General features: G+C 70.6%; 1 protein-coding gene. It reads left to right on the forward strand.

Annotated features, from left to right (window positions below):
• Positions 1 to 1,210 (forward strand): hypothetical protein (locus D769_RS32375; protein WP_008647628.1); only part of this gene is annotated, 1,210 nt, incomplete at both ends.

A 1,210-nucleotide genomic window follows, 5' to 3' on the forward strand; every position in this document is an offset into this window, starting at 1 on the left:
CGCCCGCACCGCGCCGGCGCCCGCCGCGGCCAAGCCGCTGGAGCAGTCCAGCGCTCAGGACGTGTTCGAGCTGACGGCCATGGCCGCCAGCGACGCGTCCAAGGCGGAGTTCCAGCGCTACATGGAACGGTTCCAGGCCTCGCCCACCGCCGACTGGCTGCGCCAGCGCTACACCGACGGCTCGGAGGCGTTCGACCGTGACCTGCACGCCGAGGCGACGAAGGCCCAGGCTGAAGCGCTGCGCGGGAACCTGCTGCACGAACGCCCGACCCCCGACACCATCGGCCACTTCCTGGCCCACACCGTCCCCGATCGCCTGCAGGACACGCTCCACCACACGATCTCGCACAAGTTCTTCGAACCCATGGTGCAGGAGCAAGGGCTCGAATGGCGCGGCCCGGAAGCGATCGCCCTCTCCCAACAGTTCCACGTCGACGCGCCCGAATCGTGGCCGTCGAACTACGCGATGGAACTGCACAACATCACCGACAAGATGCCGGAAGACCTGCTGACCGACCTGGCCGCCGGGCTGACCGGTGGCGAGCGAGCGCTGTTCGACGAGCACCGCACGTCCGTCGTGCGCGATGCGGTGGCCTGGGTGTGGGAGACCCGCCCGGTCGACACCCCGGACGCGTCGATTTACCTGCAGTTCGAGGGGCACGCGCTGGGCCTCCTCGAAGAGCGTTCCGGCATCGACCTCACCCCGCAGCTCGACGAGCGCCTGCAAGCCGCCGAGGACCGCGACCTGCGTTGGCACGAGGTGGCCCCGCGCCAGGACGAGCTGCTGGAGCGGTTCGACAACACGCCGACGGGGCAGGCGTTTAGCGCCTACGCGTACGAACGTAACCTGCCCACGGCCGAGCATCGCCAGTCGGCCCTGGACGTCGCGATCGCCGCCCAGAACGAGGTCATCGCCCCGGGCGTCGAGGTGCCCAACGGCATCACGCGTGCCGACCTGTTCGAACAGGGGTTCAAGGCGCGTCTGCTCGACGCGCTGACGCCGTTCGTCGACCACCTGCCGGCCGCCGAACGTGACGCCGCGCGCCAGCAGGCCGAGGAGGACCTGGCCGCCGTGTTCGCGCCCACCGACCTGCCCAGCCGCCAGATGGTGAACGATGCCGTCGAGAAGACCCTGGGCGTGACCGCCCCGGCGCCCGCGAAGGCCCAGGCCACCACCCAGCAGCGTGCCCAGACCGCCCAGCCGGTTGCC

The organism is Cupriavidus sp. HMR-1, assembly GCF_000319775.1.
In the GTDB taxonomy this organism is placed as follows: domain Bacteria; phylum Pseudomonadota; class Gammaproteobacteria; order Burkholderiales; family Burkholderiaceae; genus Cupriavidus; species Cupriavidus metallidurans.